At 59.2% G+C, this 24,851-nt stretch carries 23 protein-coding genes; 13 read left to right on the top strand and 10 right to left on the bottom strand.

What is annotated here, in order from left to right:
• From scpA to Q7L55_09835, 13 genes are all read left to right on the top strand, one after another.
• The gene (gene scpA, locus Q7L55_09895) at positions 1 to 2,181 is read left to right on the top strand and encodes a methylmalonyl-CoA mutase (protein MDO8732861.1); all 2,181 of its coding nucleotides are present in this window, start codon (positions 1 to 3) and stop codon (positions 2,179 to 2,181) included.
• Positions 2,178 to 3,182 carry a methylmalonyl Co-A mutase-associated GTPase MeaB gene (meaB, locus tag Q7L55_09890; protein MDO8732860.1) on the top strand — a complete coding sequence of 335 codons (1,005 nt, stop codon included), beginning with the start codon at positions 2,178 to 2,180 and terminating at the stop codon, positions 3,180 to 3,182. The genes scpA and meaB overlap by 4 nt, the downstream gene beginning before the upstream one ends.
• 111 nt (positions 3,183 to 3,293) lie before the next feature.
• On the top strand, positions 3,294 to 4,364 hold the full coding sequence (locus Q7L55_09885; protein ID MDO8732859.1) for a BMP family ABC transporter substrate-binding protein: 1,071 nt from the start codon (positions 3,294 to 3,296) through the stop codon (positions 4,362 to 4,364).
• A 91-nt stretch (positions 4,365 to 4,455) separates the two neighbouring features.
• Positions 4,456 to 5,961: an ABC transporter ATP-binding protein gene (locus tag Q7L55_09880; protein ID MDO8732858.1), complete on the top strand. Its 1,506-nt coding sequence runs from the start codon at positions 4,456 to 4,458 to the stop codon at positions 5,959 to 5,961.
• The gene (locus tag Q7L55_09875) at positions 5,958 to 7,160 is read left to right on the top strand and encodes an ABC transporter permease (protein ID MDO8732857.1); all 1,203 of its coding nucleotides are present in this window, start codon (positions 5,958 to 5,960) and stop codon (positions 7,158 to 7,160) included. Before Q7L55_09880 ends, Q7L55_09875 begins: the two co-directional genes overlap by 4 nt.
• The gene (locus tag Q7L55_09870) at positions 7,157 to 8,437 is read left to right on the top strand and encodes an ABC transporter permease (GenBank protein MDO8732856.1); all 1,281 of its coding nucleotides are present in this window, start codon (positions 7,157 to 7,159) and stop codon (positions 8,435 to 8,437) included. Before Q7L55_09875 ends, Q7L55_09870 begins: the two co-directional genes overlap by 4 nt.
• Before the next feature lie 2 nt (positions 8,438 to 8,439).
• Positions 8,440 to 8,856 carry a cytidine deaminase gene (locus Q7L55_09865; GenBank protein ID MDO8732855.1) on the top strand — a complete coding sequence of 139 codons (417 nt, stop codon included), beginning with the start codon at positions 8,440 to 8,442 and terminating at the stop codon, positions 8,854 to 8,856.
• Positions 8,849 to 10,138, top strand: coding sequence for a thymidine phosphorylase (locus tag Q7L55_09860; GenBank protein ID MDO8732854.1), 1,290 nt, complete (start codon positions 8,849 to 8,851; stop codon positions 10,136 to 10,138). The genes Q7L55_09865 and Q7L55_09860 overlap by 8 nt, the downstream gene beginning before the upstream one ends.
• Before the next feature lie 175 nt (positions 10,139 to 10,313).
• Positions 10,314 to 10,613 carry a hypothetical protein gene (locus Q7L55_09855; protein MDO8732853.1) on the top strand — a complete coding sequence of 100 codons (300 nt, stop codon included), beginning with the start codon at positions 10,314 to 10,316 and terminating at the stop codon, positions 10,611 to 10,613.
• 143 nt (positions 10,614 to 10,756) lie between these two features.
• Entirely contained in the window at positions 10,757 to 11,119 is a 363-nt protein-coding gene (locus Q7L55_09850) for a cupin domain-containing protein (protein ID MDO8732852.1), read from the top strand.
• A gap of 120 nt (positions 11,120 to 11,239) precedes the next feature.
• On the top strand, positions 11,240 to 11,542 hold the full coding sequence (locus Q7L55_09845) for a thioredoxin family protein (protein ID MDO8732851.1): 303 nt from the start codon (positions 11,240 to 11,242) through the stop codon (positions 11,540 to 11,542).
• 271 nt (positions 11,543 to 11,813) lie between these two features.
• Positions 11,814 to 12,065, top strand: coding sequence for a hypothetical protein (locus tag Q7L55_09840; protein ID MDO8732850.1), 252 nt, complete (start codon positions 11,814 to 11,816; stop codon positions 12,063 to 12,065).
• Between the two features lie 120 nt (positions 12,066 to 12,185).
• A complete protein-coding gene (locus tag Q7L55_09835; protein ID MDO8732849.1) occupies positions 12,186 to 13,322 on the top strand; it encodes an adenosine deaminase in 1,137 nt (378 codons plus the stop codon).
• Between the two features lie 11 nt (positions 13,323 to 13,333).
• On the opposite strand, the gene Q7L55_09830 is transcribed toward Q7L55_09835, so the two are convergent.
• From Q7L55_09830 to Q7L55_09785, 10 genes are all read right to left on the bottom strand, one after another.
• A complete protein-coding gene (locus tag Q7L55_09830) occupies positions 13,334 to 14,194 on the bottom strand; it encodes an aldehyde dehydrogenase family protein (GenBank protein MDO8732848.1) in 861 nt (286 codons plus the stop codon).
• On the bottom strand, positions 14,191 to 15,639 hold the full coding sequence (locus tag Q7L55_09825; protein MDO8732847.1) for an aldehyde dehydrogenase family protein: 1,449 nt from the start codon (positions 15,637 to 15,639) through the stop codon (positions 14,191 to 14,193). The genes Q7L55_09830 and Q7L55_09825 overlap by 4 nt, the downstream gene beginning before the upstream one ends.
• A gap of 12 nt (positions 15,640 to 15,651) precedes the next feature.
• The gene (gene deoC / locus Q7L55_09820; protein MDO8732846.1) at positions 15,652 to 16,545 is read right to left on the bottom strand and encodes a deoxyribose-phosphate aldolase; all 894 of its coding nucleotides are present in this window, start codon (positions 16,543 to 16,545) and stop codon (positions 15,652 to 15,654) included.
• Positions 16,546 to 16,603: 58 nt separating this feature from the next.
• Entirely contained in the window at positions 16,604 to 18,253 is a 1,650-nt protein-coding gene (locus Q7L55_09815; GenBank protein ID MDO8732845.1) for a phospho-sugar mutase, read from the bottom strand.
• The gene (locus tag Q7L55_09810) at positions 18,250 to 19,065 is read right to left on the bottom strand and encodes a purine-nucleoside phosphorylase (protein ID MDO8732844.1); all 816 of its coding nucleotides are present in this window, start codon (positions 19,063 to 19,065) and stop codon (positions 18,250 to 18,252) included. Before Q7L55_09810 ends, Q7L55_09815 begins: the two co-directional genes overlap by 4 nt.
• A 31-nt stretch (positions 19,066 to 19,096) precedes the next feature.
• Complete coding sequence (locus Q7L55_09805) at positions 19,097 to 20,503, bottom strand: NAD(P)H-quinone dehydrogenase (protein MDO8732843.1); 1,407 nt, start codon at positions 20,501 to 20,503, stop codon at positions 19,097 to 19,099.
• 33 nt (positions 20,504 to 20,536) lie between these two features.
• Positions 20,537 to 22,291 (bottom strand): biotin carboxylase N-terminal domain-containing protein, encoded by a 1,755-nt coding sequence (locus Q7L55_09800; GenBank protein MDO8732842.1) that lies wholly within the window; start codon positions 22,289 to 22,291, stop codon positions 20,537 to 20,539.
• Between the two features lie 78 nt (positions 22,292 to 22,369).
• Positions 22,370 to 23,008 carry a nucleoside triphosphate pyrophosphatase gene (locus Q7L55_09795; protein MDO8732841.1) on the bottom strand — a complete coding sequence of 213 codons (639 nt, stop codon included), beginning with the start codon at positions 23,006 to 23,008 and terminating at the stop codon, positions 22,370 to 22,372.
• 3 nt (positions 23,009 to 23,011) lie between these two features.
• Positions 23,012 to 23,233, bottom strand: coding sequence for an acyl-CoA carboxylase subunit epsilon (locus Q7L55_09790; protein MDO8732840.1), 222 nt, complete (start codon positions 23,231 to 23,233; stop codon positions 23,012 to 23,014).
• Positions 23,230 to 24,822 (bottom strand): acyl-CoA carboxylase subunit beta, encoded by a 1,593-nt coding sequence (locus Q7L55_09785; GenBank protein ID MDO8732839.1) that lies wholly within the window; start codon positions 24,820 to 24,822, stop codon positions 23,230 to 23,232. The genes Q7L55_09790 and Q7L55_09785 overlap by 4 nt, the downstream gene beginning before the upstream one ends.
• Positions 24,823 to 24,851: the final 29 nt, after the last annotated feature.

Below are 24,851 nucleotides of genomic sequence, written 5' to 3'. Positions count from 1 at the left end.
ATGGCGACCGTTCCTGATTTCAGCGGTATCGAGCTCAGCGCGCGCCAGCCCGGCAGCGATCATGCAGCCTGGGCAGATGCGGTCGCAAAGTTAACTGGCTCCCTGCCGGACAAGCTCGTGTGGGAAACCCCAGAAGGCATTGACGTGTCGCCGCTGTATTCGGCAGCCGACCTCGAAGGCCTGGACCACCTGCGCACCCTGCCCGGCCTGGCACCCTTCCTGCGCGGTCCGTACCCGACGATGTATGTCAATCAGCCGTGGACAGTGCGTCAGTACGCAGGCTTCTCAACTGCGCGTGATTCCAACGCCTTCTACCGCCGCAATCTCTCGCAGGGGCAGAAGGGGCTGAGCATCGCCTTCGACCTCGCGACACACCGCGGCTACGACTCCGATCACCCGCGCGTAGCAGGCGACGTCGGCATGGCTGGCGTGGCAATCGATTCAATTTTGGACATGCGCGAACTCTTCGATGGCATTCCGCTTGGCGAGATGAGCGTGTCGATGACGATGAACGGCGCTGTACTGCCGATCCTCGCGCTCTACATCGTGGCTGCTGAAGAACAGGGTGTACCGACTGAGAAACTTGAGGGAACCATCCAGAACGACATACTTAAAGAGTTCATGGTTCGCAACACCTACATCTATCCGCCGACCCCGTCGATGCGGATCATCTCTGACATTTTTGCGTACACCTCGGAGAAGATGCCGAAGTTCAATTCGATCTCGATCTCTGGCTATCACATGCAAGAGGCCGGAGCCACGGCTGATCTTGAACTGGCCTACACCCTCGCTGACGGCGTTGACTACATCCGTGCAGGCATTGCGGCCGGTTTGCCGGTCGATACCTTCGCCTCGCGCCTGTCCTTCTTCTGGGGCATCGGCATGAACTTCTACATGGAGATCGCCAAGCTACGCGCGGCCCGACTCATCTGGGCAAAGCTGGTCAAGGGCTTTGACGCCAAGAACCCAAAGGCGCTGGCGCTTCGTACGCATTCGCAGACTTCAGGCTGGTCGCTCACGGCTCAGGATGTCTACAACAACGTGATGCGCACCTGCGTCGAGGCGATGGCCGCAACCCAGGGGCACACGCAGTCGCTGCATACCAATGCGCTCGACGAGGCTCTCGCGCTGCCAACTGATTTCTCGGCTCGCATTGCTCGCAATACGCAGCTCTTCCTGCAGCAGGAGTCAGCCACTACTCGCGTGGTTGATCCTTGGGGTGGCAGTTATTACGTCGAGAAGCTCACTCGTGAACTCGCCGAAAAGGCATGGGCGCACATTCAAGAGATCGAAGAGCTCGGTGGCATGACCAAGGCCATCGAAGCTGGCATTCCGAAATTGCGCATTGAAGAGGCCGCGGCACGCACTCAGGCGCGTATTGACACGGGTCGTCAGGCCGTCATCGGCGTGAACCTCTTCCAACCAGAAGAGCCCGAGGACATTGACGTCCTTAAGATCGACAACGCGGCCGTGCGTGAAGATCAACTCGCCAAGCTCGTTCGGCTGAAGGCTGATCGCGATCAGTCAGCCGTTGATGCTGCACTGAAGGCGATCGAAGATGGCGCCCGCGAAGGCACTGGCAACCTGCTGGAGCTATCAGTCAATGCAGCACGTGTGCGCGCGACGGTTGGCGAAATCAGCATGGCGATGGAAAACGCCTGGGGCCGTCACAAGGCGGAAATTCGGACCATCTCTGGCGTGTACCGTCAGGAGATGGGCGAGAACGACGAGATCGTGAGCCGGGTGCGCACCCTGGTTGATGGCTTCGAGAAGAAAGAGGGTCGTCGCCCGCGCCTGCTGGTGGCCAAGATGGGACAAGACGGTCATGATCGCGGCCAGAAGGTCATCGCTTCAAGTTTTGCCGACCTTGGTTTCGTCGTCGACATTGGCCCGATGTTCCAGACTCCTGATGAAGTTGCCCGGCAAGCAGTTGAAGCTGACGTCGACATCGTCGGCGCCTCTTCCTTGGCCGCGGGTCACCTCACCCTCGTGCCAATGTTGAAGCAGTCCCTTGCTGACATGGGTCGTCCGGACATCATGGTTGTGGTTGGTGGTGTCATCCCGCCGCAGGATTTCGATGCGCTCTACGCGGCTGGCGCTGCCGCGATCTTCCCTCCCGGCACCGTAATTTCGGCAGCCGCAGAAAAGCTCCTGCAGCAATTGCTTGAATCGCGTGCATGAAAAAACCGCTGCCGCCGACTTCGGAGTTGGCTGATCTGATTTGCAGCGGTGATCGCATGTGGTTGGCACGTGCCATCACCCTTGTTGAAAGCCGCAAGGCCGAGCATCGCGCGCAAGCCGCCGAGTTGCTCACCACTCTCATGCCTGAGGTGGGCCGGGCCGATCGTATTGGCCTGACTGGAGTTCCAGGGGTTGGCAAGTCGACCTTTATCGATCAATTCGGCAGCAATCTGACTGCCGAAGGCCACCATGTGGCGGTGCTGGCTATTGACCCCAGCTCATCGCGTACGGGTGGTGCGATTCTCGGCGACAAGACACGAATGCAGCGTCTGGCCGTTGATCCCAATGCCTTTATCCGGCCCTCACCCGCGAGCGGCTCTTTGGGTGGAGTGGCGCGCTGCACGCGCGAGACCATGTTGTTGTGCGAAGCAGCCGGCTACGACGTGATCATCGTCGAGACGGTTGGCGTGGGTCAGAGCGAAACGACTGTTGCTGACATGGTCGACATCTTCGTGGTGCTCATGCTCGCCGGTGCAGGAGATGAACTTCAGGGAATCAAGAAAGGCGTTCTTGAACTGGCCGATCTCATCGCGGTGAACAAGGCTGATGGCGACAACGTCAAGAAGGCCAAGCTCGCGGCCTCTGACTATCGGCGGGCTATTCGGCTCATGACTCCAGAATCCAAGAACTGGACTCCGCCTGTGTTGACCTGTTCGGCGGCCGAGAACTCGGGCCTTGAAGAGATCTGGCACGAGATCCTGCGCCACCGCGAGATCAAGATTCTTAGCGGCGAACGTGAGTTGCGACGGCACGAGCAGCACCTGCGTTGGATGTGGTCGATGATCTCCGATCGCTTGCTTGATGAGTTCCGCGAATCTCCAGATGTCCAGTCGCAACTTGGCCAGATCTCCGAGGCGGTTCGTAATGGTGAACTGCCTGCCGCGGTCGCGGCTGATCGCCTTCTTGAGACGTTTTTGGGCGACGACACACCACTCGCGTAACACCAGAAATTTGCCAGCGGGTTCTCTCGGCATCACTAGTGCGCGCCACTAGGGTAGCCACAATCGCTTCATCCCGATGTTGTAGTTCTAAACACTCCGAGGGGGAGATGCATGAAAACCAACCTGAAGATTGCTGCGGCATTTGTCGCCGTGGCAGCACTTGGTCTAGCTGGCTGCAGTAGTACTACTAACAGCGCTGAGCCATCCGCGAGCTCCACAGTTTCTGACTTCAAGGCCTGCCAGGTCACCGACACCGGTGGTGTCGACGACAAGGGCTTCAACCAGACCGCATACAAGGGTGTGACTGACGCTGCATCACAGCTCGGCATCCAGGGTTCAGTACTTGAGTCACAGGCTGAAACCGACTACGCAACCAATATCCAGTCCTTCGTTGATCAGAATTGCAACGTGATCATCACGGTGGGCTTCTTGCTTGGTGATGCCACGGCTGCTGCAGCCAACGCAAACCCAACGATTCCTTTCAGCATCGTCGACTACGGCTATGACAAGGGAGTCATCAAGAACAACAATGTGCTGGCACAGGTCTTCAACACCAATGAGGCCTCATACCTCGCTGGCTACCTTGCAGCAGGAATGACCAAGACCGGCACCGTGGGTACCTTCGGTGGATTGAACATCCCGACCGTGACCATCTTCATGGATGGCTTCTACAACGGCGTGCAGAAGTACAACGCTGACAACGGCACCAAGGTGAAGGTCCTCGGCTGGAACCCCAAGACCAAGAAGGGTCTGTTCACCGAGAACTTCGAGAAGCTCGATGACGGCCGCACCTTCGCTCAGAACCTCGTTGATGAAGGCGCTGACATCGTGATGCCAGTGGCCGGACCAGTGGGCCTGGGCTCAGCAGCACTCGCCAGTGAGCTTGGCATTGACAAGCTCATGATCATCGGTGTGGATGCAGACCAGTTCCTGTCTGACAGCGCCAACTCTGGTGTGTACCTCACCTCGGTGCTGAAGAACATGGACGTCACCACATTCGACGCCATCAAGCAGGTCGTGGATGGCACCTTCAAGGGCGGGGTCGTCGTCGGCACCCTGGCCAACGGCGGTGTCGGACTTGCTCCGTACCACGATATGGAATCGATGGTTCCGGCAGCATTGCAGGATCAGATCACTGCTCTGCAGACTGGAATCATCGACGGTTCGATCAAGGTCGGCTAGTTCCAACGGAGGTGGGCGGGGTTCGGTACATCGGATCCCGCCCACCTGCATATCCGCATCAGGCATCTTCGTAGCGTGGGGGAGGGTGGCAATGGATCTTGAGTTGCGCGGTATTCGCAAGCAATTTCCTGGTGTGCTCGCCAATGACGATGTCAGTTTGGTGGCTCGCTCGGGCAAGGTCCTGGCCCTCATTGGTGAGAATGGTGCTGGCAAGAGCACGCTGATGAATGTGTTGTCAGGCATCTACCGCCCAGATTCGGGTGAGATTCTCATCGACGGCGTGCCGCAGACCTTCCATGACCCAGGCGCAGCGATTGCTGCGGGCATTGGCATGGTGCATCAGCACTTCATGCTCGTGCAGATTTTCTCGGTGGCCGACAACGTGGTGCTCGGAGTTGAGCCGACCACCTTCGGCGGCGTGATGGATCGCAAGCGCGCTCGTACTGAAGTGCGTGAGATATCAAAGCGCTACGGCTTGGCCGTTGATCCAGATGCAATCGTCGAATCCTTGCCCGTTGGTATTCAACAGCGAGTGGAGATCATCAAGATTCTGCTTCGCGGAGCGAAGATCATCGTTTTCGACGAGCCAACTGCCGTGCTCACCCCGCAAGAGGTTGAAGAATTCTTCGGCATCGTGGCCGAGCTCAAGTCGCATGGAGCCGCAATCATCTTCATCACCCACAAGCTCAAAGAAGCCTTGGCAATCGCTGATGACATCACGGTGCTGCGAGCCGGCAAGGTCGTGGGGCATGCCGATCCTGCCACGGCCACACCAGAAGAGTTGGCATCGATGATGGTGGGTCGAGACATCGATCTTTCTGTCGATAAGACTCCAGCGAAGCCCGGTGCTGTCGTGCTTGAACTGAACGAAGTCACGGTCACTGATGACTACGGCCGCAAGTTGCTCGACTCTGTGTCGATGACTGTTGCCGCCGGAGAAATCGTGGGCGTTGCCGGCATTCAGGGCAATGGTCAAACCGAACTCGTGCAGGCCATCACCGGACTCCTGCAGATAGAGACTGGCAAGGTGATTTTCGAAGGCCGAGATGTCACCAAGCTCGGTCCGCGCAAACTTCATGAAGCCGGCATTGCGCATGTGCCAGAAGACCGCAATCACATGGGCATGGTGGGCTCGTTCAGCCTGAGTGAAAATCTCATCCTGGATTCGTACTACAGCGATGAGTTCTCGCGAGGCATGCAGATGCATCGCGACGCCATCAAGGAATCGGCAGTTGCCTTGGTCCAGGCCTACAACGTCCGTCCGCCAAACATCGAAAATACTGGCGATGCGCTTTCCGGCGGCAATGCCCAGAAGATGATCGTTGCCCGCGAATTCAGCCGCGATGTGCCGCTGGTGATCTGTGCTCAGCCAACTCGGGGCATCGATGTCGGCTCGATCGAATACATCCATGAGCAGATTGTTCGCAAGCGCGATGAGGGTAAGGCCATTTTGATTGTCTCGACAGAACTCGATGAGATCTTCTCGCTGGCCGATCGCATTCTGGTGATGTATGACGGTGAGATCGTTGCCGAGCGCGTGACAAGTGAGACCACGCCAACGGAAATCGGATTGTTCATGGCAGGGAATCAGGCATGAGCGAGCAGACTCCATCGACTCCGGGCCCAAGCGCGCCAGATGCTTCGCCGCCAGTGATCACAGAAGAGTCGCTCAAGCAGAATCGCGGCTTCCTTCAACAGCTGACGACCAGTGTCAACTGGCGCGCCGGCATTCTGATTCCGTTCCTTTCCGTTGTGACGGCTCTGCTTATCGGCTTGGTGATCATCGTCTTGAGCGGTACTCCTTTGAGTGAGGCGCTGGAGGCCTACGGTGCTCTCCTGCAGGGTTCGGTGGGCTCCATCAAGGCGATTTCGGAGACTCTCACCGCTGCTACTCCGCTGATTCTGGTCGGCCTGTCCGTGGCAATCGCCTTCCGTGCTGGCCTGTTCAATATCGGTGGCGAAGGCCAGATGGCCATCGGCGGCATGTTCGCTGTCTTCGTCGGCTTCAGCTTTACCGGCTTGCCGTTGATCATCCACCTGCCGCTGGCGATTGTCGCTGGCCTCATCGGTGGTGCGATCTGGGGCTTCGTCCCCGGCGTCCTGAAGGCCAAGACCGGCGCCCATGAAGTGATCGTCACGATCATGCTGAATTACATCGCCATCCTGCTCGTCGGCTATTTGCTCAAATCATCGCTGTTCCAACGTGAGGGTCGCAGCGATCCGGTCTCCAGGACCATTGAGGACAGCGCAGCAATGCCGCAGTTGCTCGACTGGATCAATCCGTCCATGCGAATCCATTTTGGCCTGATCATTGCCTTGCTTGCCGCAGTGTTTATTCACTGGTTGCTTTTCCGCACCACCACTGGCTTTGAGTTCCGCGCAGTCGGAGCCAACCCAGCAGCGGCCAGATATGCGGGCATGTCGGTAGCGCGCGTGTACGTCATGGTGATGGTTATTGCGGGTGCACTGGCGGGGCTTGCTGGAGGTGGGCAGGTGTTGGGCGTACTGGAGCGCGTCACGCCGGGATTCACTGCTGGCGTCGGCTTTGACGGAATTGCGGTTGCGCTGCTTGGCCGCTCGAACCCTGCCGGAGTAGTGGCAGCAGCTGTGCTTTTCGGTGGCCTGCGCGCCGGTGGTCAGCAGATGCAGGTGTCGACTGATGTCGGCCTTGACATCATTTCTGTGATTCAGGCCTTGATCATCATCTTCGTGGCAGCGCCGGCGCTCATCAGCTGGATCTATCGGTTGAAAACACCGATGGCTGCTACCCAGATCAGCAAGGGATGGGCATCGTGACCGCTGCGGTGGAGTCCTACGAGGTGACCGGTCGCAAATCCAAGATCTTGTCGCGATCGCAGATCCGGAAGGCTCGCATTTCCGGTGTAGCGCTGTTTCTGATGGCGGCAGTGATTATGTTGGTTCTTGTCCCAGCCGTGAGTGGGGTTTCGACCTTTGGCATCAGCACGGTCACTGACTTCATTCAGCTGAGTCCGATCTCGGTGCCAAGTGCTGGGTCCTTGTGGATTCTCGCTGGAGTGCTGGCGTTCCTGGGCGCCAGCCAATTCATGCGCGGCTTCCAAGCCAAGACCACGATTTTCTTAGGCATGGGCTTCGGCGTCTTCGTGCTCGCGATGATGGTGTGGGCTTCAGCTGGTCAGCAATTCAGCCTTGTCAGCATGCTGGTGGCCACGGTTGCCCGTTCAACGCCCATTGCTCTGGGCGCTCTTTCAGGAATCTTGTGTGAGCGCTCAGGCGTGGTGAACATCGGCATCGAAGGCATGCTGCTTGGCGGAGCATTCACTGGTGTTGTGATGGGTTCGATACTCGGCGGCTGGATCGGGCTGATCGCTGCCACCATGACAGGCGGCATCCTGGCGCTGTTGCTCGCGGTGCTGTCGGTCAACTTCAGAGTTGATCAGATCATCATTGGCGTGGTCATCAACATCCTTGTGCTGGGGCTGACGTCGTTCTTGACCTCACAGTTGTTGATCAAGAACCCCGGCCTCAACGACGCTCCAATCTTTCCGGCCATCAAGATCCCAGTTCTGGGCGATATCCCGATCATCGGCCCGATGTTCTTCAACCAAACCGTCATTGTCTACGGGATGTTCTTGCTCGTGGGCTTGACCACATTCTTCCTCTTCCGCACGCGTTGGGGGCTGCGCACTCGCAGTGTTGGCGAAAACCCGAAAGCCGCGGACAGCCTCGGCATCAGCGTTGCGAAAGTGCGCTATCTCTCGGTGATCTACGGCGGCATGGTCGGTGGCTTTGCCGGCGCGTGGTTCACTTTGGGAACCGTCGGTCGATTTGATGAAGGGATGACGGGAGGCCGTGGCTTCATCGGTCTTGCAGCAATGATCTTTGGTGGGTGGAACCCGATCGGCGCCTTCTTGGCCTCGCTGGTCTTCGGCTTCTCCGATTCGCTGCAACAGAAGTTCGCCGTGCTAGATACTCCCATTCCGACGGAGTTTCTGGCGATGGCGCCGTATCTGGTGACGATCATCGTGGTTGCCGGACTTGTGGGCAGGGCTCGACCGCCGGCCGCTGACGGCCAACCATTTGAGAAGCAGTAGTCATGAGCGAAGTCATTGATTGGGATGGGCTGCGGGCTACTGCGATTGACATCATGCACAAGGCATACGCCCCTTATTCACACTTCAAGGTGGGTGTTGCGGGGCTGATGGAAGATGGTCGCATCGTCACTGGCTGCAATGTCGAGAATGCTTCATACGGGCTCACCTTGTGTGCCGAGTGCGGAATGGTCTCGAGCATTCACGCCACGGGTGGCGGCCTGCTGACGGCGATTTCGTGCGTCGATCAGCACGGCAACTCACTGATGCCATGCGGCCGATGCCGTCAATTGCTGTGGGAGCACGGCAGTGCAGCCACCCAGATCATGACCCCAGAAGGTGTGCTCACTTTGGCTGAAATCCTGCCTCAAGCTTTTGGACCAGCCGAGCTCGATTCCCGTGCGGAGGATTCACATGCTTGAGCCATTTGCTGCGGTCGACGTCATTCGAGCCAAGCGTGATCGCAATGTGCTCACTGATCCACAGATTGATTGGGTCATCGATGCTTATGTGCGCGGTGTTGTGGCCGACGAGCAGATGGCCGCCTTGGCGATGGCCATCTTCATTCAGGGCATGAATGAGCACGAGACCGTTCGTTGGACAACGGCGATGATCAACAGCGGCGAGCGAATGGATTTCACGCACCTTCCCAGGCCCACTGTCGACAAGCATTCAACGGGCGGAGTCGGCGACAAGATCACCCTGCCTTTGGTTCCGATCGTTGCTGCCTGCGGTGGAGCAGTGCCGCAATTGAGTGGCCGGGGCCTTGGGCACACAGGTGGCACCCTCGACAAGCTCGAATCGATTCCGGGCTGGCGCGCTCTGCTGAGCAATGAAGAGATGATGAAGATTCTCACTGACATCGGTGGCGTGATCTGTGCGGCCGGAGATGGCCTGGCTCCCGCTGATCGAAAGCTCTATGCCCTGCGCGATGTCACCGCAACAGTCGAGAGCATTCCTCTCATCGCGAGCAGCATCATGAGCAAGAAGATTGCTGAAGGTGCCGGTGGACTTGTGCTCGATGTGAAGACCGGTGCTGGCGCGTTCATGAGTGATCCGGAGTTGGCTCGTCAGTTGGCCCACACCATGGTCGCCATCGGCAATGACTCAGGGCTGCGCACACGGGCATTGATCACTGCAATGGATGTACCCCTTGGATTTGCTGTCGGCAATGCACTGGAGGTGCTGGAATCAGTCGAGGTGCTCGCAGGGGGAGGCCCGGCCGATGTCATTGAGCTCACCTTGACCTTGGCTCGCGAGATGCTCGACCTCGCTGGGATCCATGCTGATCCGGCGGCCACTCTGAAGGACGGTTCCGCGATGGATGCTTGGAATCGGATGATTCGGGCGCAAGGCGGGGATCCACTGGCCAAGCTTCCGCAAGCCCACGAAAGCCAGGAATTGCTTGCCTCTCATTCGGGGATGGTCACGCACATGGATGCTCTTGGCATCGGTGTTGCCGCCTGGCGCCTGGGAGCTGGGCGGGCTCGCAAGGAGGATCCGGTCTCAGCCGGCGCCGGCATCACCTTGCATGTGAAGCCAGGCGATCTGATCGAGGCTGGCGCGCCCATCCTGACGATGTATGCCGATGACGCAGCCCGGATCCCGCAGGCCCTGGAGGCCCTCCACGGGGCCGTTGAGGTCGGCCCGGCAGATTCAGTCATCAAGCGACTGCCGCTCATTTTGGAGCGAATCGCGCCCTGACGTTCATAGTCGCGAACCCCCGTTTGTCACTTCCCTGCCGCCTGTCGATGCGCCCCCTTTCGCCGCCTCGGCGATTAGGCAGAGAGGAGGGGGTTGCCTTAGCAATGCAATAAGAGGAGGCTCCGTTTATGCGCAATTTCAAGCGCGGCTCCTGGCAACGGAAGGAGATCACACTATGACCTTTGTTCAGATTATTGAGTTCACAACTTCGCGTCGGGATGATATGGAGGCGCTCTTTTCGCAATGGATAGCTGATGGTGAGATGCACGGCCTTGTGCAACGAGTCCTGTCCACAAGTGACCGAGACAGCCCAAACACCTATGTGACCATCGTGGAATTTGAGTCCTATGAGGCGGCAATGCAGAACTCCGAGCGGCCTGCCACAGGCGAATTCTCTGCACGGATGATGGCGTTATCCGACGGCGAGCCGATCTTTCGCAATCTTGATGTCACTACTCAGTGGTCGGCGCAATAGGCGACAACTTCAGAATCGTCAACGAAATTGGTCGGCGCAGTTTGTCGAGATCGCGCGAGCCGCTGAGATGTCAGCATGCCAGTAATAACCATATGTACCGAACCAATCAACGATGTATGGATCTTTGAATGGAAGGACAGATCATGACCAATCTCTACAAGCAAAGCGTCGCGGCACCGAGTGAGACCAGAGAATTCTTAGACGGTAAGGGTCGCATGGACTTGGTGACGCTGGACGGAGCTCTCGTTGGATGCGGCACCTTCGAGCCTGGCTGGCGATGGTCGGAGCACGTGAAGCCCATCGCCGGTACTGACAGTTGTCAGGCGGCACACATGGGCTACTGCGTTTCTGGCCACATGACAGTTCGCATGAACGACGGACAGGAGATCGAATTCGGCCCTGGTGATTTCATGATTGCACCACCCGGGCACGACGCATGGATTGTCGGAGACGAACCCTGCGTATTGGTCGATTGGCAAGGTGTCGCTGATTACGCAAAGCGGTAATCCAGCTAGGGCTTCATCTCTTCAAAGAACTAGCCTCGACCCCATTGGCAATATCGCAGCGGACGAAAGCGGCTCCAGAAGACCCGAGACTGTCATCTATGTCGGTAGACATCAGTCCTCATGGAAGTAGTGCTGCAGTACTTTGACGGTTGCCCCAACTGGGTTGAGGCGGACAAGTTGCTGCGCGAAGCTCTTGCCCAGGTGGGTTCTTCTGGAATTATTGTCAAGCATCAGAAGGTAGAGACCTTCGACCAGGCCGTCGCAGCAGGGTTCATCGGATCGCCGACGATACTCATTGACGGGCGCGATCCCTTCGCGGTTGTCGGAGCCCAGGCGGGAATGGCATGCCGGGTCTATTCGACTCCGGAAGGGCTGAGCGGTTCACCGACACTCGAACAACTGGTTGCTGTACTGCTCAGATGACCAACCTTTGAAGGGCGTTCCGACTGCATTTTCTGAGTTGGAGTCCGACCTCGGTTTGCCCAGCTATTGACCATTGCTACTGCTTGACTGCCTCCTCGGCTTTGGTCGGGTGAACTGAAAAGGAGCACTGCTCCCGCCAGCTGGTCGAGCAGTTGGGTGCGCGCCGTCTAACACAGCACCCGCAAACTGCAGCAGGACTCGGCTGAGGTCTTAAGAGCTTTTGGAAGCCCGTGCATTTCGTCTGTGTCCGAGGGCAGAGATCCAGCAGTTGATGAGGCGCGCCTACGAGCGCCAATTATTGGAATTTGATCGGCTTTGGGTTTCCCGAGTCTTGACCTCGACCATGCGCTTTGAACGCGGCGCGGATTCAAGCGATCCCTTGCTGTGGTTACCGGTTACCGGTTACCGTTTACCGGATGCCGTGTTTGGCGCTGTGCGCGCAGCTCATTTAGGCAATGTCGAGTACTTGCAGATCATGGCGAGAGATCGTCGCGTTGAACTCATCGACGGCAATGGGATCTGAGATGCGCGAAGCCCCGGGCACTGGCGTCTGGCGTGAGTTTCTCTGGCTGTTCGGCAAGATTGATTCTTCAGTTGAGCCGCACGAAGCCCACTGAGTTCTTCTGGGCGATAGCGTGACGGCATGCTTGATGCCGGAAACTTCGCGCCAGTTCCCTCGGATCTCATTGCTCGAGCCCCCAAGGTCTTGCTGCACGATCACCTCGATGGTGGGCTTCGTCCGGCGACCGTAATCGAGCTCGCGGCTGATTCGGGATATGCGGATCTGCCGGCGACTGAACCCGAAGCACTCGCCTCCTGGTTTGCCGATGCGGCGTATTCGGGATCCCTCGAGCGGTATCTGGACACCTTCAAGCACACCGTGGGCGTCACGCAAACCCAGGCTGCTCTGCGCCGGGTCGCACGTGAATGCGCGATTGACCTGGCAGCCGACGGAGTCATCTATGCCGAGGTGCGCTACGCGCCCGAATTGCACACTCAACTCGGGTTGACTCTTCCGAGCATTGTTGAAGCAGTGCTTGCTGGCTTCGCCGAAGGGGAGCGCGAGGCCGCGCGCTTGGGCCAGTCGATTCGCATCGGTGTGCTGCTCACGGCGATGCGCACGGCCACTCATTCGCGCGAGATCGCTGAGTTGTCCGTTGCGTTCCGCGATCGCGGAGTGGTGGGCTTCGACATTGCTGGCGCTGAGGCTGGCTATCCTCCAACTCGGCATCTGGATGCATTCGAGTATCTGCGCCGAGAGAATGCGCACTTCACGATTCATGCTGGTGAGGCCTTCGGACTGCCGTCGATCTGGGAGGCGATCCAGTGGTGTGGTGCCGATCGACTCGGGCATGGCGTGCGCATTGTTGACGACATCACAATTGAAGCTGATGGTCAGGTCACTCTTGGACGGCTCGCCGCATATGTGCGCGACTGCCGTATCCCTCTGGAGATGTGTCCGAGTTCCAATGTGCAAACCGCAGCAGCTGCATCGATCGCGGAGCATCCCATCGGCCTGCTTCGCCGATTGGGCTTTCGCGTCACGGTGAACACCGACAATCGTCTGATGTCTGGCACGTCGATGACTCACGAGTTGGAATTGCTCGTCGATGCTTTTCATTACGGACTCGATGACCTCCAGTGGTTCACCGTCAATGCGATGAAGAGCGCATTCCTGCCCTTCGATGAGCGGCTCCAGATCATCAACGAACAGATCAAGCCCGCCTATGCAGAATTACGGGCGGTGCTTGCTGAGCGGCTGATCAACAATCCGGCATAAGTCGAAATGCGTCAAAGACCCATCGGGTGCCACACCGTCTTGATCTCCAGGAACGCAATCATCTGCAGCAGGCTCGGGGTCTTGTCGGCCCGCACAGTTGAGCGCTGTACTCGCTTCAGTGTTCCGGCGGCCTCGCGCTCAAGTTCGACGGCAAGCTCTGGATCATCCACGCCGCTGAGATCCAAGGCATTGACATCGCCGTGGCTGGCCAGCCAGGGCAGGATTTCTGCGGCGCTGCCCGTCAGAATGTTCACCGCGCCAGCAGGCATGTCGCTGCTTTCGAGTACCTCGGCCATGGTGATGGCCACGATCGGTTGCAACTCGCTGGCCAGAATGATGGCGGAGTTGCCACTTACGATGATCGGTGCCAGCACATTTACCAGACCGAGAAGTGCTGGAGTTGAAGGTGCTGCTGCCACCACCACCCCAGTTGGCTCAGGTACCGAGAAGTTGTAGTAGGGGCCCGCGACCGGATTGGCCGTGCCCACCACCTGCGTGAGCTTGTCGGCCCAGCCCGCGTACCAAACCATGCGATCGATCGCTTGCTCGACTTCTTGGCGTGCCTTCTTCGCGGAGCCTCCTCCGAGGAGTTGCAGCTCTTCGGCAAATTGCGCACTGCGACCCTCCATCACCTCCGCGATGCGATACATCACCTGGCCACGGTTGTAGGCAGTAGCAGCGGACCATGAGTTGAAGCCCTTGCGAGCTGCGAGCACTGCGTCGCGAGCGTCCTTGCGGCTTGCCTTGGCCATATTGGTCAAGAACTCGCCATCGGCGGTGTTGACCTCAAAGACTCGTCCCGATTCACTGCGCGGGAACTGACCGCCGACGTAGAGCTTGTACGTCTTGCGCACCTCCAGTCGGTCGTTCATGCGCTTGCCCCCTTCCCGTGGCCTTGCAGGTAGGGAGCCAGACCGTGGACTCCACCCTCTCGACCAAAGCCAGATTCCTTGTACCCGCCAAAGGGGCTGGCTGGATCAAAGCGGTTGAAGGTATTGGCCCAGACCACGCCAGCCCGCAGGCGATTGGCCATCCACAGGATTCGGCTGCCCTTCTCGCTCCAGACGCCTGCGCTGAGTCCATAGGGGGTGTTATTCGCCTTTTCCAAGGCCTCCTCTGGAGTGCGGAAGGTGAGCACTGACAGCACTGGGCCAAAGATCTCTTCGCGAGCAATGCGATGCGCTTGGGTGACGTTGGTGAAGATGGTGGGAGCAAACCAGAAGCCTGCTGCCGGGATCTCGCACGGTGCTGTCCAGCGCTCGGCGCCTTCTGCATCGCCGGCCGCAGTCAGTTCAGTGATGCGCTCCAACTGCACCGATGAGTTGATGGCACCGATATCTGTGTTCTTATCAAGGGGATCGCCCAATCGCAGGGTCTCGAGTCGACGCTTGAGCGCATGGACGACTTCATCAGCCACCGATTCCTGCAGCAGCAGCCGACTGCCAGCGCAGCAAACTTGTCCTTGATTGAAGAAGATGCCATTGACTATGCCTTCGATCGCCTCATCCAATGCCGCATCTTCAAACACGATGTTTGCGGCCTTGCCTCCCAGTTCGAGACTGAGACCCTTGCCGCTTCCTGCGAGGGATCGCTGGATCGAACGGCCAACAGCAGTGCTGCCGGTGAATGCCACCTTGTTCACGTCGGGATGTTCCACCAGCAGTCGTCCGGTCTCGCCGGCACCTGTGACGATGTTGACCACCCCGGGCGGCAGATCGGCCTGCTGGCAGATCTCGGCGAACAAGAGCGCTGTCAGTGAAGTCGTCTCGGCCGGCTTCAGCACAACAGTGTTGCCTGCTGCCAGTGCGGGTGCGATTTTCCAGGCGAGCATCAGCAGTGGAAAGTTCCAAGGGATCACTTGACCAACGACTCCGAGTGCCTTGGGCTCGGTGCCGAGTCCGGCGTACTCAAGCTTGTCGGCCCAACCCGCATAGTAGAAGAAGTGTGCTGCCACAAGGGGAATGTCGACATCACGAGATTCACGAATGGGCTTGCCGTTGTCCAAAGACTCCAGAACCGCAAGTTCACGGGAGCGCTCTTGAATGATCCGCGCGATGCGAAAGAGGTATTTGGCTCGTTCGCGGCCGGACATTCGCGACCACACTTTCGTGTACGCAGTTCTTGCAGCCTTGACTGCAGAGTCGATGGCTGCGGCGTCGGCTTCGGCAACGAGTGAGAGCACTTCTTCGGTTGCCGGATTGATGCTTGCAAAAGTGTCGGCACCGTCGACGAACTCGCCATTGATGAACAGACCGTATTGTGGCGCAATGGTGACGATCGACCTCGACTCAGGTGCCGGTGCGTATTCGAATGTCATGAATCCTCGTCCCTAGTCGATCGTGACGTAATCGGGGCCGGAGTAGTGACCGGTGCTCATGCGCTGACGCTGCAGCAAAAGATCGTTGAGCAGGGTGGACGCGCCGAAGCGGAAGAGATCGGGGATCAGCCAGTCTTTGCCGAGAGTCTCGTTGACCAGTACGAGGTACTTGATGGCGTCCTTGCTCGTGCGAATGCCGCCTGCCGGCTTCATGCCGATGCGGCGTCCGCTGATCTCATGGAAGTCGCGAATGGCTTCAAGCATGACCAAGGTGACAGGCAGGGTTGCAGCTGGCGTGATTTTTCCGGTAGAGGTCTTGATGAAATCGGCGCCAGCAAGTATTGCCAGCCAACTCGCACGGCGAACATTGTCGAGAGTCTGCAGTTCGCCAGTTTCAAGTATCACTTTCAGGTGTGCGGTGCCACAGACGGACTTGACTGCCTTGATCTGATCGAACACCAGAGCGAGATCGCCTTCGAGGAAAGCGCCACGGTCAATCACCATGTCGATCTCGTCGGCGCCGGCTTCGACAGAGTGCACCGTGTCTGCAAGCTTCACATCGAGTTCAGCTCGACCACTGGGAAAGGCCGTTGCAACGGCGGCCACATGCAAGGTGCTGCCGACTTCGGCTCGAGCAGTTGCCACCATGTCGCCGTAGACGCACACCGCCGCTACATGTGGCACCGAGGTATCCAGCGGATCGGGATGCTTGGCCTTGGCACAGAGGGCTCGGACCTTGCCAGCAGTGTCCATGCCTTCCAAAGTGGTGAGATCGACCATGCTGATCGCGGTATCGATCGCCCAGGCCTTTGATGTTGTCTTGATCGAGCGAGTCCCCAGCATCGCGATGCGTCCCTGTGCACCAACCTCGTCGACTCCTGGCAGGCCCGCGACCAGACTGCGCATTGCGGCACTGGACTGTCCGGCCTCTTCGAGGTCCCGAGCAGTCAGTCTTGGCACGTTCTCACCCTAGCCATTGACGTGCGTCGTCGGCGATCCTCGCGAGGGCGGCTTGGGCCGCCGTGCGTGCGGCGCCGACATCGGATCCCTGCACTGGCTCGATGACCTGCAAGTAGCACTTGACCTTGGGCTCAGTGCCGCTGGGACGCACGATCACCCGACCGCCTCCCTCGAGAGTGAATCGGAGTCCGTCGGTCGGGGGAAGGCCATCGCTCGGCAACTCGAGGTCATCAACCGCTTGTACTGCGAGGCCGCCAACGCTGGTCGGCGGATGTTGACGCAGTGCCTGCATTGCGTTGGTGATCAGCGTCGGATCAGCGAGGCGAACCGAGACCTGCGCAGTGGCGTACACCCCGTGCTGAAGCGCTAGTTGATCCAGAAGATCCTGAACGGTGCGGCCTTCGGCTTTCAAGATTGCGGCCAACTCTGCGAATAACAACGCTGCGGTGATGCCATCCTTGTCGCGCACATGCGCTGGGTCAACGCAGTAGCCCAGCGCCTCTTCGTAGCCGAACGCGAGGTCAGGTACTCGGCTGATCCACTTGAACCCAGTGAGAGTCTGTCGATACTCCACACCGGCGCGCTCTGCGATGGCCTTGAGCATCGAACCGGATACCAGTGACTGCACGAGAGTGCCACGGTTTCCTCGTTCAAGCACCCACCAGCCCAGCAGCCAACCCACTTCGTCACCGCTCAACATCCGCCAACCGAGGGTGGTCGCATCAGGAATACCTATTGCGCAGCGATCAGCATCGGGGTCGCTGGCGATTATGAGATCCACTCGCTGCGTTTGAGCCAAGGCGAGTGCCAGGTCCATGGCACCGGGCTCTTCTGGGTTGGGGAAGGCCACGGTCGGGAAATCGGGGTCGGGCTGCAGTTGCTCTGGTACGGCAATCACTGATGGAAAGCCTGCGCGCTCGAAGACGCGCTCAAACAGCTCGCCGCCAACTCCGTGCATGGCTGTGTAGACCGCGCGTACGGATCGGGCGGTCGAATGTGAAACCAAGGCCACGGCAGTTTCGATATAGGCATCAATGACTTGTTCGTCAAGAGTGAGCCATTCGGAGTCAATCTGGGCCGAAGGCAACTCCTTGGACGCGGCTACTCGATCAATCTCTGCGCTGATCTCCGCGTCAGCAGGCGGCACAATCTGCGATCCATCACCCAGGTAGACCTTGATGCCGTTGTCGCGAGCTGGATTGTGGCTGGCTGTCACCATGACGCCTGCGGCGCACCCAAGCCATCGAATGGCAAAGGCCAATAGCGGGGTGGGCAGGGCTCGGGGAAGCACCATCGCGCTGAGCCCGCTCTGAGATAGCACTGCAGCCACATCGTGCGCGAAGTCTGCTGATCGATGACGTGCGTCGTGACCGATCACCACTGAGCCACCGCCATGGGCGAGCAGGTACCTCGCCAGACCCGCAGCCGTCTGTTGAACCACGACTCGATTCATCCGATTCGGACCTGGCCCCAGAGCTCCGCGGATGCCTGCCGTGCCGAAGGCGAGCCGAGTAGCGAAGGAATCCTCAAGTTCACGAATTGCTGGAGCCGCACCAGCCTGCGCGGCCGAGATGAGTGTGCTGAGTTCGGTACGGCTTTGTGGGTCGGGATCGATCGCCAGCCAGGCTTGCGCCGCAGCCAGCACTTCGGTCATGCCAGCTCCCGAATGACCCGACCGAGCAGCACACCCATCGATGTTGAGGCAGCTTTGCCGGCGGCAAGCACTTCCTGATGGTTGAGGGCCTCCCCACTCATCCCTGCAGCAAGATTGGTGACCAGTGAGATTCCAAGAATCTCCATCCCAAGAGATCGGGCGACGATCGCTTCAAGGGCAGTGCTCATCCCGACGAGAGTTCCGCCGATCGCACGTAACATGCCGATCTCGGCGGGAGTCTCGTACATAGGGCCGCGGAACTGTCCATAGATGCCTTCAGCAAGAGTGGGATCAAGTTCCTTGCAGATTGCTCGCAGTCGGCTGCTGTAGAGATCAGTGAGATCAACAAAGTGAGCCCCGTGTAGAGGCGAGGTGCCGGTGAAGTTGATGTGATCCTTGATGAGCACTGGCGTTCCTGGTTGCCAACTGGGGTCCAGCCCACCGCAGCCATTGGTCAATACGATGGTCTTGCAGCCGGCCGCGGCTGCGGTGCGTACTGCGTGAGTGACAGCGTCAACTCCGCGCTCTTCATACAAATGTGTGCGTCCGAAGAACACGAGCACCCGCACTCCATCTGCATCGATGCTCCGTACGCGCCCAGCGTGGCCAGCAACAACTGGCGAAGTGAAATGCGGAAGCTGGGTCATCTGGACTTCAGCAACAGTGGTGCCCAAGGCTTCGGCCGCTGCAACCCAACCAGATCCAAGCACGATGGCGACATCGTGCTTCGGGATGCCGGTGAGTTGGATCAAGACCTCAGCGGCCTGCTGCGCATGTTCCAGGGCTTGGATTGTGCTGGGGTGATCGGTCACTGTGTGAATCTACCCGCGCACAGCTCACGAGTCACTGATCGCGCTGGTCCGAATGCAGGTGTAGGTGACGCGCGGCCTCAGCGATGGAGCCGGAAAGACTCGGATAGACGGTGAAAGCGCTGGCTAGTTCGTCAACAGTCATCCGCTGATGAATGGACACTGTGAGCACATGGATCAATTCACTCGCATTTGCACCAACTACTACCGCGCCGGCGATCAATCGCGATCCTCGGCGACACAGGATCTTCACGAAGCCGTCGTACTGTTCCTGCATCTTGGCTCTCGCGTTTGTATTGAGTGGCAAGATCACGACATCTCCACGGAACTCACCGTCATCGAGATCTTTTTGGGTCAAGCCAACTGTCGCGATTTCAGGGTCGGTGAACACGGTGCTCGACACGAGAAGACGATCAAGTGGTTGCACGGCATCGCCCAGCGCATGCCACATAGCGATGCGGCCCTGCATCGCAGCGACCGATGCAAGCATCAATACGCCCGTGCAGTCGCCAGCGGCGTAGATGCCGCGGGTGGAAGTGCGCGAGACCCGATCAACGCGAATGAATCCATTGGCATTGGTATCGACGCCTGCCCCTGCAAGTCCGAGCATCTCAGTGTTTGGGATTGATCCAACTGCCATAAGTGCATGCGAGCCGTCGATGAGTCGACCATCTTCAAGCTCGACGACCACGCCATCGCCCTCGCGACGGACAGCAACTGCACGAGCGCGGGACATGACCTCCAGGCCACGTCGGGCCCAGACTTCTTCGAGCACTCTTGCCGCATCAGGATCTTCTCCTGGCAGCACGCGATCGCGCGAGGAGATCAGCACCACGCTGCTGCCAAGACCGTGGTACGCGCTGGCGAACTCAGCACCCGTGACACCAGAGCCGACAACAATCAGGCGTTCTGGAACTTCGGCGAGGTCGTAGACCTGTTCCCAGTTCAAGATGCGCTCACCATCAGGCATCGCATTGAGCAATTGCCGCGGGCGAGCTCCAGTGGAGATCAAGATGGTGTCAGCGCGATAGGTGTACTCGTCGCCCTCGGAGGTTTCCACGAGTACGGAGTTCGCACCGTTGAGGCGTCCCTTGCCTCGCACCAGGCGGACTCCCTCGCGTTCCAAGCTCAGGCGGATGTCTTCGCTCTGCGAACTGGCGAGCGCTTTGACGCGCGCATTGACGGTGGCCAGATTCACGCTGAGCAGATGCGCCGCGGCTTCTTGCCCGTCGAGCAGCACGCCGAGCCCGCTTGATTCGGCTGTGGTCATCATGACGTTCGCAGTGGCGATCAGAGTCTTGCTTGGGACGCAGTCGGTGAGCACTGCCGAACCACCAACGCCATCGCTGTCAACCAGAGTGACATCGGCACCCAACTGTCGGGCGACCAGCGCAGCCTCATATCCGCCGGGGCCACCGCCGAGGATTACGACCGCTGTCACCTTGTTTTCCTTTTCGTTAGCAGCGGTAGGCGGCTATTCGCCCTTGATCTCCAGCAGAACCGTTCCGTTCGGCACGGTCGCACCAGGCTCGGCAGTGAGGTTAGTGATGACACCCGACTTGTGTGCGTTCAAGGGCTGCTCCATCTTCATGGCTTCCAGCACCACCAGGAGATCGCCTGCGGCAACCTGCTGACCCTCGGTGACCTCGACCTTGACGACAGTGCCTTGCATCGGAGCAACCAGCGCATCGCCATCAAGGACTGCGGTTGCCTTCTTGCTGCTCGAGCGTGGCGCCTTGGTGGATTTGCTTCCACCACCGATCACCCCATCGCCAGGAAGGCTGACTTCCAGGCGTTTGCCATTGACCTCGACGACCAGGTTCTGCCTGGCGTCAACGACGGCAAGTCCGCCGCTGAAGCCGCCATAGGGCTGGATCTTGTTGTCGAAATCCTCGTCGATCCAACGGGTGTGCACGGTGAAGGCTGCTTCGGGATCAGCAGGGGCGAAGTTGGCGTCGTGCACGACTGCCCTGTGGAAGGTGAGTGCAGTGGCGATGCCTTCGATGACGAACTCATGCAGTGCGCGACGGGCGCGCTCAAGGGCCTGAGTGCGGTCCTTGCCGGTGACGATGAGCTTGCCTATCAGCGAGTCGAAATTGCCGCCGATGACATCGCCCAGGCGCGCACCGGTGTCCAGGCGAATGCCCGGACCGCTCGGTGGCCGCCAGACGATGAGCTCGCCGGGACCTGGCAGGAATCCGCGGCCAGGATCTTCGCCGTTGATGCGGAATTCAATCGAGTGACCACGCAGCTCTGGGTCTGGATAGTCAATGGCGCCGCCGTCGGCGATCCGGAACTGCTCGCGAACCAGGTCAATGCCAGAAACTTCCTCGGAAACGGGGTGTTCCACCTGCAAGCGGGTGTTGACCTCAAGGAAGGAGATCGTGCCGTCCTGGCCGATGAGGAATTCGCAAGTGCCGGCATTGACGTAGCCCGCTTCTTTGAGAATGGCCTTGGACGATTCGTAAAGAGTGGTGGTCTGAGCTTCGGTCAGGAATGGGGCAGGAGCTTCCTCGACCAGCTTCTGGTGACGTCGTTGCAAGGAGCAGTCGCGAGTGGAGATGACCACGACATTGCCATGGATGTCGGCAAGGCATTGAGTCTCAACGTGACGGGGCTTGTCGAGGTAGCGCTCGACAAAGCACTCACCGCGTCCGAAGGCAGCGGTTGCCTCGCGTACAGCTGACTCGAAGAGTTCAGGGATTTCATTGAGTTTGTAGGCGACCTTCAAGCCACGTCCGCCGCCACCGAATGCTGCCTTGATGGCAACCGGAAGACCGAACTCCTTGGCGAAGGCGACAATCTCGTTGGCGCTCTTCACGGGCTCAGGTGTGCCGGGAACCTGTGGCGCGCCAGCCTTCTGTGCAATGTGCCGAGCCGAGACCTTGTCGCCGAGGGCGCGAATGGCTGCGGGTGGCGGCCCGATCCAGATCAGGCCAGCATCGATGACCGCTTGGGCGAAGTCGGCATTCTCGGACAGGAAGCCATAGCCGGGATGCACAGAGTCAGCGCCGGAATCAGCGCAGGCCTTGAGGATCTTGTCGAAGACGAGGTAGGAATCACTGGCGGTCTCGCCGCCAAGGTTGTATGCCTCATCGGCCATGCGCACGTGCATCGCGTTGCGATCGGGCTCGGCGTAGACAGCGACCGAGGTCAGTCCGGCATCGCGGCAGGCGCGAATGACACGGACGGCAATCTCGCCCCGGTTTGCAATCAGTACTTTGCGCACTTTGTTGGCCTCTTCCTCGCGTATATGCAGGTGGCACTGTATCGACACAGGGCGCTGAATGCGCACCGCCCATCGACGTCAGTCTTGGGTCGAGCCGTCTGGCTGGAGTCCGACCCAGAGGTCAGTCCACGTCACTTCAAACTGTTGTAGGAGCAGTCGCAGTAGGGGCAGGGATAGTCCAACCACATTCGATGAATCTCCGATGATCCGCTCGATGAATGGTCCCCCGAGAGCATCGAGGGTGAAGCCGCCAGCCACCTGAAGGGGCTCGCCACTTGCGATATAGGCCTCGATCTCGGTGCTGGTGGGGGTGGCATGGAAGACCTCGGTGCTGGCCACCTCGCCGAGCTCCTTGCCTGTGCTGGGTTGGATCAGCCAATGACCGGTCCGAAGGAAGGCGCTGCGGCCAGCCATCTGCTGCCAGCGGGCTCGGGCGGCTTCGGCTGAGCCAGGCTTGCCGTGCGCAACACCGTCGACATCGAGCACTGAGTCACAGCCGAGCACGATGACGTTGTCTTCGGCCGAGAATCGCTGTGCAACATCGCGGGCCTTGGCCTGGGCCAGGGCCAGACACAAATCGATGGGCGCAATCGGAGAAAGAGTCTGGGTCAGTGCATCTTCATCGACTGTGGAGACCTCAATCTGCGCAGTCACGCCAGCATTGGCCAGCAGCATCCGACGTGCAGGAGATGCCGAGGCCAGTACGAGTGAGGTCACGCCTTACTGAGGCATCGTCGATGCGCGCCAAGCAGTCGCACTTGGCCGTGGAGTGCTGTGGATGCCGCGGCTGAGGTCGTTCCAGAATGAAAAGTGATGTGGTGGTGTGGCATCGGGAGTAAGGCTGGAAACGATGGCCAAGATTGCGGCCAGTTCCTCTTCGGTCGGATTGCCACTGATGACCCGAAGCACCGGACGCTTGGGATCTGGGTGCTCGGAGGTCACAGCGGGATATTTCCGTGCTTGCGCGGTGCGCGGTTGGTGCGCTTATTGCGCAGGTTGCGCAGGGCTCGGATGATCACCACTCGAGTGTCGTGAGGCTGGATGACACGGTCGATGTAGCCGCGTTCTGCAGCACGGTAGGGGTTGGCCAGGGTCTCCTTGTATTCCTCGATCAACTCCGCCCGCTTGGCGACAGGATCGGTGGCCTCAGCCAGTTCCCTGCGGTACAGGATGTTTGCAGCACCTTCGGCGCCCATCACTGCGATTTCCGCAGTGGGCCAAGCCAGGTTGATGTCCGAGCCCAGGTGCTTGCTCGACATCACGATGTAGGCGCCGCCATAGGCCTTGCGGGTGATGACGTTGATCATCGGAACGGTGGCCTCGGCGTATGCGTAGATGAGCTTGGCGCCGCGGCGGATGATGCCGTCCCATTCCTGATGAGTGCCGGGCAGGAAGCCAGGGGTGTCAGTGAGGGTGATGATTGGGATGTTGAAGGCATCGCAGGTGCGAATGAAACGAGCCGCCTTCTCTGAGGCTGAGATATCCAGGGTGCCAGCGAACTGCATTGGCTGGTTGGCAACGATGCCGACGCTACGACCTTCAACTCGACCAAAGCCGCAGACGATGTTTGGCGCGAACAGAGCCTGGATCTCCAGGAAGTCGCCATCGTCGAGGATGTGGCCAATGACCCGGTGCATGTCATATGGCTGGTTGGGTGAATCGGGCACAAGGGAATCGAGCTCGTAGTCATCTTCGTTGAGTTCAAGGCTGACGTCGGTGTCGAAGACTGGGGCCTCTTCGAGGTTGTTGCTTGGCAAGAAGCCGAGTAGTGCGCGCACGTACTCGATGGCCTCCTCTTCGTTTGGAGACATGTGGTGCGCGACGCCGGACTTGGTGTTGTGCGTCTGGGCACCGCCGAGCGCCTCCATCGCCACTTCTTCGCCGGTCACTGTCTTGATGACATCGGGACCAGTGATGAACATGTACGAGGTCTTCTCGACCATGATCGTGAAGTCGGTGATAGCGGGGGAGTAGACGGCGCCGCCAGCGCTTGGTCCCATGATCATCGAGATCTGCGGGATGACGCCGGATGCAGCGACATTGCGCTTGAATATCTCGCCGTACATGGCCAGTGATGCAACGCCCTCCTGGATGCGCGCGCCACCGGAGTCGTTCATACCGATGACTGGGCAGCCAGTCTTGAGTGCAAGATCCATCACCTTGACGATCTTCTCGCCGACGAGTTCACCAAGGGAGCCACCGAAGGTGGAGAAATCCTGAGCGAAGACGCAGACCGGACGACCATCGACAGTGCCGTAGCCGGTGATGACGGCGTCGCCCAGCGGACGCGTCTTCTCCTGTCCAAAGTCATGCGAGCGGTGGCGGGTAAGTGAGTCGACCTGCTGAAAGGAGTGCTCATCGAGCAGCATTTCAATGCGCTCCAGGGCCGACAGCTTTCCGCGAGCATGCTGCTTGGTGATGGCCTCCTGCTGGCGGCCGTCGGTCTCAGCCTCGTAGTCAGCCAGCACCGCTCCCTTGCCTGCGGTGGTGTGACTGTCGATGCTCTTCTGGTCCTTCGCTACGGCGCTCATCGGGCCTCCTCGCGCGTTACCTTAGTGGC

It is taken from the genome of Actinomycetota bacterium (assembly GCA_030650795.1).
In the GTDB taxonomy this organism is placed as follows: domain Bacteria; phylum Actinomycetota; class Actinomycetes; order S36-B12; family S36-B12; genus UBA11398.
Note: the sequence above shows the minus strand (reverse complement) of the source record. Positions and strands in the feature narration are given on the sequence as shown.

Excerpts from the sequence above, each read along its gene's own strand:
- scpA (MDO8732861.1), top strand. The coding sequence starts at position 1 with ATGGCGACCGTTCCTGATTTCAGCGGTATCGAGCTCAGCGCGCGCCAG.
- meaB (MDO8732860.1), top strand. The coding sequence starts at position 2,178 with ATGAAAAAACCGCTGCCGCCGACTTCGGAGTTGGCTGATCTGATTTGC.
- Q7L55_09885 (MDO8732859.1), top strand. The coding sequence starts at position 3,294 with ATGAAAACCAACCTGAAGATTGCTGCGGCATTTGTCGCCGTGGCAGCA.
- Q7L55_09880 (MDO8732858.1), top strand. The coding sequence starts at position 4,456 with ATGGATCTTGAGTTGCGCGGTATTCGCAAGCAATTTCCTGGTGTGCTC.
- Q7L55_09875 (MDO8732857.1), top strand. The coding sequence starts at position 5,958 with ATGAGCGAGCAGACTCCATCGACTCCGGGCCCAAGCGCGCCAGATGCT.
- Q7L55_09865 (MDO8732855.1), top strand. The coding sequence starts at position 8,440 with ATGAGCGAAGTCATTGATTGGGATGGGCTGCGGGCTACTGCGATTGAC.
- Q7L55_09860 (MDO8732854.1), top strand. The coding sequence starts at position 8,849 with ATGCTTGAGCCATTTGCTGCGGTCGACGTCATTCGAGCCAAGCGTGAT.
- Q7L55_09855 (MDO8732853.1), top strand. The coding sequence starts at position 10,314 with ATGACCTTTGTTCAGATTATTGAGTTCACAACTTCGCGTCGGGATGAT.
- Q7L55_09850 (MDO8732852.1), top strand. The coding sequence starts at position 10,757 with ATGACCAATCTCTACAAGCAAAGCGTCGCGGCACCGAGTGAGACCAGA.
- Q7L55_09845 (MDO8732851.1), top strand. The coding sequence starts at position 11,240 with ATGGAAGTAGTGCTGCAGTACTTTGACGGTTGCCCCAACTGGGTTGAG.
- Q7L55_09840 (MDO8732850.1), top strand. The coding sequence starts at position 11,814 with ATGAGGCGCGCCTACGAGCGCCAATTATTGGAATTTGATCGGCTTTGG.
- Q7L55_09835 (MDO8732849.1), top strand. The coding sequence starts at position 12,186 with ATGCTTGATGCCGGAAACTTCGCGCCAGTTCCCTCGGATCTCATTGCT.
- Q7L55_09830 (MDO8732848.1), bottom strand. The coding sequence starts at position 14,194 with ATGAACGACCGACTGGAGGTGCGCAAGACGTACAAGCTCTACGTCGGC.
- Q7L55_09825 (MDO8732847.1), bottom strand. The coding sequence starts at position 15,639 with ATGACATTCGAATACGCACCGGCACCTGAGTCGAGGTCGATCGTCACC.
- deoC (MDO8732846.1), bottom strand. The coding sequence starts at position 16,545 with ATGCGCAGTCTGGTCGCGGGCCTGCCAGGAGTCGACGAGGTTGGTGCA.
- Q7L55_09815 (MDO8732845.1), bottom strand. The coding sequence starts at position 18,253 with ATGACCGAAGTGCTGGCTGCGGCGCAAGCCTGGCTGGCGATCGATCCC.
- Q7L55_09785 (MDO8732839.1), bottom strand. The coding sequence starts at position 24,822 with ATGAGCGCCGTAGCGAAGGACCAGAAGAGCATCGACAGTCACACCACC.